The sequence below is a fragment of the Nitrospiria bacterium genome (assembly GCA_036397255.1).
Classification (GTDB): domain Bacteria; phylum Nitrospirota; class Nitrospiria; order DASWJH01; family DASWJH01; genus DASWJH01.
Genome location: DASWJH010000040.1, coordinates 1 through 7361 on the forward strand (window position 1 = coordinate 1; position 7361 = coordinate 7361).

Here is a 7361-nt window from a genome sequence, read left to right on the forward strand (position 1 = left end):
GACATGGATGCCTCTCTTGCATATACCATGACTTCCATATCGATGGACCCTCTAACTCTTCGATGGATGAATAATTCCGCACGGATCACATTCGCCAATGTGCTATCCCTAACTTAATGGTTTGCCGGACAGGCTCTAATAGGATTTTTTTTACTCTTAACCATATTTCCAATAATTGGTAAGACCATAGAATTAAATCCTACAATAGAGAAAATTCAAAAAGCAATTGATGAGGGCAAAGTCTCTGTTGATAACTTTAAGATAAAAAACAAGTTTGGCCTTCCTGGTTCTTGTGGAATCGGAACAATAGCCACTAAATTATCAAACATATATTTTGGCAGCTATTCAAAAGCCAAAAAGTTTAAAGAAATAGACCAAGCTGAAATCGACATTTTTTTAAAAGATTCAAGCATGGTTATTAGCTATCTGGTATGCCACGACAGTCCTGACAAACAAGACATTCATATGGTAATAAAACAAGGAGAAAAGGTTATCCAGCCGGAAAAAGTAAACGTGGACTTTCCCAACACAACATCTCGTTGGCCAAACTCTCCGGCTTATAGTTCCTGGGTGAATGCCTCTTTTGCGTATGATTCTATTAAGACTAAAGAGAAAGCAACGGTTATTGTTGTCCCACAAATTGGTGAAAATACCGAGTGGGATTTAGATTTATCGGAATTTGAGTAACTCTTTATTAATTTTCAGGCACCAGTATTCATAAAGAAGGAATTAGAATGGCCCTAATAAAAAGCAAAGAATGTTCCCATGAAGTAAGCATCAAGGCTGAAAAATATCCTCAATGTGGGGTAAAGGATTAAAAAATCTAGTTCTATAATTTTTCGGGTTGTTTTATTATTTCTAGCATTTATTGTTTTGTTCGTTTATTTACCCACTACTAAATTCCCATCTCGAAGCGTTTCCGCCGAATCCGATGTCAAATCAATATCATCCTATCCTAACAAACTAAAAACATTTATGGAGGCAAACATCGAGGCCGGCCTTGTTCGCTCTTATGAATTTTCCAATTATGAAAGAATCGTTTACGTTGACCAAGAAGTATGGGGTTTTTTTCCCGTTAAGGATAAGAAGGATTTCCTTCTGGTCATTAAGTCTGATTTGGAAGAATTGATAGGTTACCACCGATTTAAGGTTAGAGATTACAGATCGAATGAGGTATTGGCCGAAGTAACCGCTTTCAGTGGGGCCATAAAAATATACAAGTGAAACTCCCCCTCCTCCTAAAATAACACCCTCAAGCATGGAGGGGGGATGGGAAAATTTTATCAATAAATCTATAGGGATGTTTTGAAGAAGGTGTGAGGAAAAGCTCTATAGGAAGTATTTAAAAAAAACCTTTTGGTTTTTAACAATTAAAGAGGTGATGTAAAATAGATGAAGCTTAATCCTTTTCGTCCAAACTCCCCTGTAGCCCCCGGGATGTTTGCAGGCCGAACAGCTGAAGTTAAGCAGTTTGAGCAGGCCCTGTTTCAAACACGTGCAGGCCAACCAAAGCATTTCATGATTACAGGGGAGCGTGGTATAGGTAAAACTTCCCTCTTAATTTTTTTAAAATTCATGGCGGAGGGTGCTATACCCTTAAACGAAACAACTTTCAACTTTCTAGTCATTGAAACTGATATTGATAGCAGTACTTCGCCTCTTGGTTTGGTAAATAAAATCGAACTTGGCCTTAGAAATAAACTGGGGGAAACAGAACCATCCAGGAAGTTTTTCCAGGATGCCTGGGGTTTCCTCCAAAAGGTAGAAGCTTTTGGGGTAAATCTTGGAGGTGTAAAAGATGCAATAAACCCAGAGATCCTTCAGGAAAGTTTTGCTTTTTCCCTTGCAAAAACCGTGAGCCGATTAACCGAAACAGATGAAACCAGAAAGATTTTCAGCTCAACATACGATGGCGTTTTGATTTTGATTGATGAATCCGATAACGCTTCTAAATCATTGAGTCTTGGGTCTTTCATGAAACTTCTTCTGGAAAGACTTCAAAGGAACAATTGCAACAATTTAATGGTAACCTTAGCAGGGCTCCCGGATTTGAGGGACATACTCCGAGATAGTCACCAATCGTCTCTCCGTTTATTCGACGAAATAGCATTGGGACCGCTCTTAGATGGCGAGGTTAATTTTGTTTTAAATTGTGGGTTAAAAAAAGCAAACACAGAAAATACAACCCCGACTCAAATAACCGAGGAGGCCAGAGTATTCTTGGCAAGACTATCACAGGGTTATCCGCATTTTGTACAACAGTTCGGTTATTCTTCCTTCGACCATGACTCCGACTACCTCATAGACATGAATGATGCCATCAGCGGGGCTTTCAATAAAAAACCGAGAGGGGCAATCGAACTTATAGGCGATAGGTATTACCATAGTGATTTCTACAAAAAGATTCAAAAGGACAGTTATCGGCAGGTTTTGAGAATAATGGCAAATGAATTAGATGATTGGGTTACAAAGAAGGAAATAAGAAAACAATTCAAGGGCAAAGGCTCAACCTTAAATAATGCGATCAGGGCTCTTTTGGACCGCCATATAATCTTTCCCAAAGAAGGGGAACGGGGAATTTATCGGTTACAACATAGGGCTTTTGCTTTATGGATTAAATTGTGTGCCACTGACCCTCAAAAAATACAGGGTGAAATTGGGAATGGGCAACGGTAAGCAAACAAGGAAAATTTATTTCCTCAATTGAAACGGACCCTCTTAACCCTAAACCTTTTTCTCCTTTTCGCTTTTTCCATCTCCTTGAGAATTTCTCCCTCCCGCACTTTCTATAATTAGGGTCAGGTCTTGAAATATAATAATTTGACTGGTAGGATTCTAATTTATCATGGCTAGACCTTTACGAATTGAATACCCAGACGCCGTTTACCATGTTACCTCCCGGGGAAATGCCCGAAGAAAGATCTTTCGAGATGACCATGATAGGGGGAAATTCCTTGAAGTCTTAGGGTCAGTGATCAAAAAGTACCATTGGCTTTGTCATGCGTATTGCCTCATGGATAATCATTATCACCTTCTGATCGAAACCCCGGAGGCCAATCTCTCTATAGGAATGAGACAACTCAATGGGGTCTATACCCAGTCCTATAACCGGAGGCACCGAAAGCCGGGCCATATCTTTCAAGGCCGGTTTAAGGGAATCCTTGTTGAAAAAGAGAGTTATCTCCTTGAACTGTGCCGCTATGTCATCTTAAACCCTGTTAGGGCAAAGATGATCAAAAAGCCGGAAGACTGGAAATGGAGTAGTTACCGGGCGACTGTTGGGTTAAACGGGGCTCCCGGCTATTTAACGGTTGATTGGATTTTGAGCCAATTAGCTAGTCAAAAGGCGGTGGCACAGAATAGATATAAAGCATTTGTGATGGAAGGCATCCAAGATAAATCACCGTGGGGAGAGCTTAAAGGTCAAATTATCCTTGGGGAGAAGGGGTTTATTGAAAAATTCAAGGGCCTATTGGCAGAAAAGGAGGGAATTAAAGAGATTCCCCGGCGACAACGCTATGCAAACCGACCTGCCTTATCCGAGATTTTTAAGGAAGGGCGGAGGAGGGATAAAACAAGGAGAAACCGGAAAATAATCACTGCGCATCTGAAGTTTGGCTATACATTAAAAGAGATTGCGGATTATTTATCGCTTCATTATACTACCGTAAGTAAGTCCTTAAAAGACGGAGAGAGCTTAAACTGATAATTCAAGACCTGACCCCTTTGTGTTCTTGTGACCCCTTTGTGTTCTTGGGTGGCTGAATAAAATAAGGGAAAAAGTTATGGAAATGGGAATTATTGCTGGGTTAATTGGTTTTAGGTATGGGTATTTTTGGTTTTTTTTGGTTTAGGTTTCGCCCAAAAACATTGGGTCGTGCCAGCAGTTTAAATGTTTATTCTACCATTGAAGAACTCCGTTCGGTTGGAGAACTTGTCGTTTTTAAACTGATAACAAAAGAAATTGTAACTACCGCTGAACACTGGTTTGGAGAAATGGGAAGGAAGTATTTTAGATGGCTTGTTTCAACAAAAAAAATGGCAATGGTTTTTGAATTTGATATTGACTTTAAATATGATCTTCGAAGCCCAGATTTTTTAATTAAACAAGAAAATGGCGGGTCTTTTTATTTAAAAATGCCTAAATGTTTTTATGAAATCCATATTAGGGATATTAATTTTTATGATGAGCAAAATGCAAAATTTCTTCCTTGGTTGCTTCCTGACCTTTTGAATAGAGCCTTTGGAATGGGTTTTGATGAGGCTGATAGGAATCGTCTGAAAGAAGAAGCAAAACAACAGGCGGCTCAAATTGCTAAAAACCTTGTCCAAAAAATTCGTTCTGAAGTTCAGGCATCTGCTAAAAAAACCTTAGAAATTTTAGTTAAAGGTTTTGGTGCACAACACATCAGTATCGATTTTAGTGACGCTGAACTTGTTCAAGTAAAAGTGGAAGCCCCATTATTGGAAAAAGGAATTAGACCATCCTTAGAGGAAAAATGAATTTTATTCATTTTAATTGGGGAGAGCCAAATCCATCCCATCCCTAAATATTAAAAAAAGTAAAACCATTCAGCTCATGTGAGGCGTAAGTCGCAATATCTTGAAAAGATGAGGGGAGAGGGGGAATGAAGATTCAGTTTTTAGGGGCTACGGGAACGGTAACAGGATCCAAATACCTTGTGAGCGCCGGTTCAAAAAAACTGTTGGTAGATTGCGGCCTCTTTCAGGGATTCAAGCAATTGCGGTTGCGGAACTGGGAGTCCCTTCCGATCAGCCCGTCACAGATTGATACCGTCATTTTGACCCATGCCCACCTGGATCACACAGGATATCTGCCGTTGTTGGTGAACGAGGGGTTTTCCGGAAAGGTCTACTGCACTGCCGGTACCCGGGACCTCTGCGCGATTCTTCTTCCGGATAGCGGCTACCTTCAGGAGGAGGATGCGGACCGGGCCAATAGGCACCGTTATTCTAAACATGCGCCGGCCCTTCCCTTGTATACCAGGGAGGATGCCGAGCGGTCCCTGGGTTATTTCCATCCCGTGGACATGGATCGCGACGTGGATTTGGGTGACGGTCTGACCCTTCGGTTCATGCCCGCCGGCCATATCCTGGGATCCTCTTTGGTTTTCCTCCGGAACGGCGAGAGGTCCATCCTGTTTTCCGGAGACCTAGGTCGCCCCCGGGATCGTCTCATGAACCCCCCCGCTGTCATTCGGAAAACCGATTACCTGGTGATTGAATCCACCTATGGGAACCGCAGGCATGATCCGACGGACCCCAAAAAGGCACTGGGGGCGGTGATTAACCGAACGGTGGAGCGCGGAGGTATTCTCCTGATTCCGTCGTTCGCAGTGGGGCGGACCCAGTCCCTCCTCCATTACCTCCGCCTGCTTAAATCCGAAAAGACGATCCCGGATATTCCGGTCTTTCTCAATAGTCCCATGGCCATCGAGGCCACGGATATTTTTTGCCGTTATTCCAAGGAACACCGATTGACCCCTGCTGACTGTAAGGCGATGTGTGAGGGGGCCCGGTTTGTCAAAACCACTCAGGAGTCCAAGGGGTTGAATCTTCTTCCCGCACCTATGATCGTGATTTCGGCCAGCGGTATGGCGACCGGCGGCCGTGTGCTTCACCATATCAAAGCATGGGCACCGGACTCGCGGAACACCATTTTGTTTGTGGGTTTCCAAGCGGGGGGTACGCGGGGGGAAGCGTTGATCAACGGGGTTCCGTCGGTCAAAATTCACGGGGAGTACGTTCCTGTGGAGGCTGAAATTGTTTCCTTGGAATCTCTCTCCGCCCATTCGGACTACGCGGAAATTCTGGAGTGGCTGGGGGGCTTTGAAGCCTCCCCTAAGATTACGTTTATTACCCATGGGGAGCCCCCTGCAGCGGATGCCCTCCGCCACCGGATTGAAGAGCAACTTCATTGGCGCTGCCGCGTTCCGGAATATTTGGAAGCGGTAACATTGAAATGAAAAGGGATTTTTTTTAAAATCCCCTGAGGAGTGACGGGTAGGAGAAAGGGAAAAAACGGTTGAAGTTAGAGGTGAGAGGGTTGAGGTAAACCCTCAATAAAACTATGAAGGGTAGATGAAGGCATGGAATCGTAGATCCATTCCCATGAACCCTAACGGGAGACTTAACCCAGAATGAGCGAACACAACAAACAGGATCCTCCATCGGGAACAGGGGTTCCCCGGCCGGTTCACCCTCACAAGCGGCGAGAACCCTTACCCGTGGAAAAACCCAAACCTCCTGAGGCCAACGGGGGTGCTCAACAGCAGATAGAGGCCATCTTCGCCAGCTCCAGCTATCGGATGGCGGACCAGGACGTGGATTTTTTGAATTTGAATACAACCCGGGGGGTGCGGCTCCAGCTCGATTATCTGAAAGCCGAAACCCTTTTGGTCCAACACAATATCCCGCATACCATTGTGGTTTTCGGAAGCACACGCATTCCCGAGCCGGAAGAGGCCCGAAAAAACGTCCGGGAACTTCGGGATGTCATGGCCCGATCCCCGAATGATGGGTCGCTGCAACGGAAATTGGCGGTTGCGGAAAGGCTTCTGGCCAAGAGCCATTACTACGATGTAGCCCGGAGCTTCGGCCGCCTGGTGGGGGAGTCTGGTGGGGGGCCCGAAGACACACGGGTGGTTCTAATGACTGGGGGCGGTCCGGGGATGATGGAGGCCGCCAACCGGGGGGCCTTCGATGTGGGCGCCAAGACCATTGGGTTGAATATTTCCCTTCCCCATGAGCAGTATCCGAATCCGTATATCACTCCGGAACTGTGTTTCCTTTTTCACTATTTCGGGATTCGAAAACTGCACTTTCTATTGCGGGCGAAGGCCCTGGTGGCTTTTCCTGGGGGATATGGAACCCTTGACGAATTGTTCGAGACCCTGACACTGATCCAGACCCGGACGATCCAGCCCCTTCCTGTGGTTTTGGTGGGCCGGTCTTTCTGGAAGAAAGCTTTTGACGCTCGGTTCCTGCTGGAAGAAGGGGTGATCGACTCGGAGGACGAGGAACTGTTTTGGTATGCGGAGACCGCGGAGGAGGTCTGGGAGGGAATTCTCGTCTGGCACAAGGCAAACGGAACGCCGTTATTTCAAGCCTAAGTGCTCTTTTTCGTAAATTCACTAACGTATTTTGGCGGTGTTGAAATCTGAGTCTATCATTCCCGAATGTTTTATCGGGCCCGCCTTCCGGCAGGCAGGAATCCAGGCTCTTTAAAATCAACAACTTCTGGATTCCCGCTCCCCGATAGAGGCATTCGAGGACAGGTTTCGCGGGAATGACGGCTAATGCATAGAATATAGATTGTTCTTGAAAATCTGTAGTGCTTG

7 protein-coding genes are annotated in these 7361 nt (G+C 44.9%); all 7 read left to right on the top strand.

What is annotated here, in order from left to right:
- The first annotated feature begins 411 nt into the window (after window positions 1–411).
- The 7 genes from VGB26_05070 to VGB26_05100 all read left to right on the top strand — a co-directional run bounded on the left by VGB26_05070 (window position 412) and on the right by VGB26_05100 (window position 7133).
- A complete protein-coding gene (locus VGB26_05070) occupies window positions 412–687 on the top strand; it encodes a hypothetical protein (protein HEX9757158.1) in 276 nt (91 codons plus the stop codon).
- A 288-nt stretch (window positions 688–975) separates the two neighbouring features.
- Entirely contained in the window at window positions 976–1224 is a 249-nt protein-coding gene (locus VGB26_05075; GenBank protein HEX9757159.1) for a hypothetical protein, read from the top strand.
- 168 nt (window positions 1225–1392) lie between these two features.
- On the top strand, window positions 1393–2676 hold the full coding sequence (locus VGB26_05080; GenBank protein ID HEX9757160.1) for an ATP-binding protein: 1284 nt from the start codon (window positions 1393–1395) through the stop codon (window positions 2674–2676).
- A gap of 169 nt (window positions 2677–2845) precedes the next feature.
- Window positions 2846–3706, top strand: a complete 861-nt coding sequence (locus tag VGB26_05085) for a transposase (protein ID HEX9757161.1) — start codon at window positions 2846–2848, stop codon at window positions 3704–3706.
- A gap of 107 nt (window positions 3707–3813) precedes the next feature.
- Window positions 3814–4503, top strand: coding sequence for a DUF4230 domain-containing protein (locus VGB26_05090; GenBank protein HEX9757162.1), 690 nt, complete (start codon window positions 3814–3816; stop codon window positions 4501–4503).
- Between the two features lie 125 nt (window positions 4504–4628).
- On the top strand, window positions 4629–5987 hold the full coding sequence (locus VGB26_05095; protein HEX9757163.1) for an MBL fold metallo-hydrolase: 1359 nt from the start codon (window positions 4629–4631) through the stop codon (window positions 5985–5987).
- Between the two features lie 174 nt (window positions 5988–6161).
- The gene (locus VGB26_05100) at window positions 6162–7133 is read left to right on the top strand and encodes an LOG family protein (GenBank protein HEX9757164.1); all 972 of its coding nucleotides are present in this window, start codon (window positions 6162–6164) and stop codon (window positions 7131–7133) included.
- Window positions 7134–7361 lie beyond the last annotated feature (228 nt).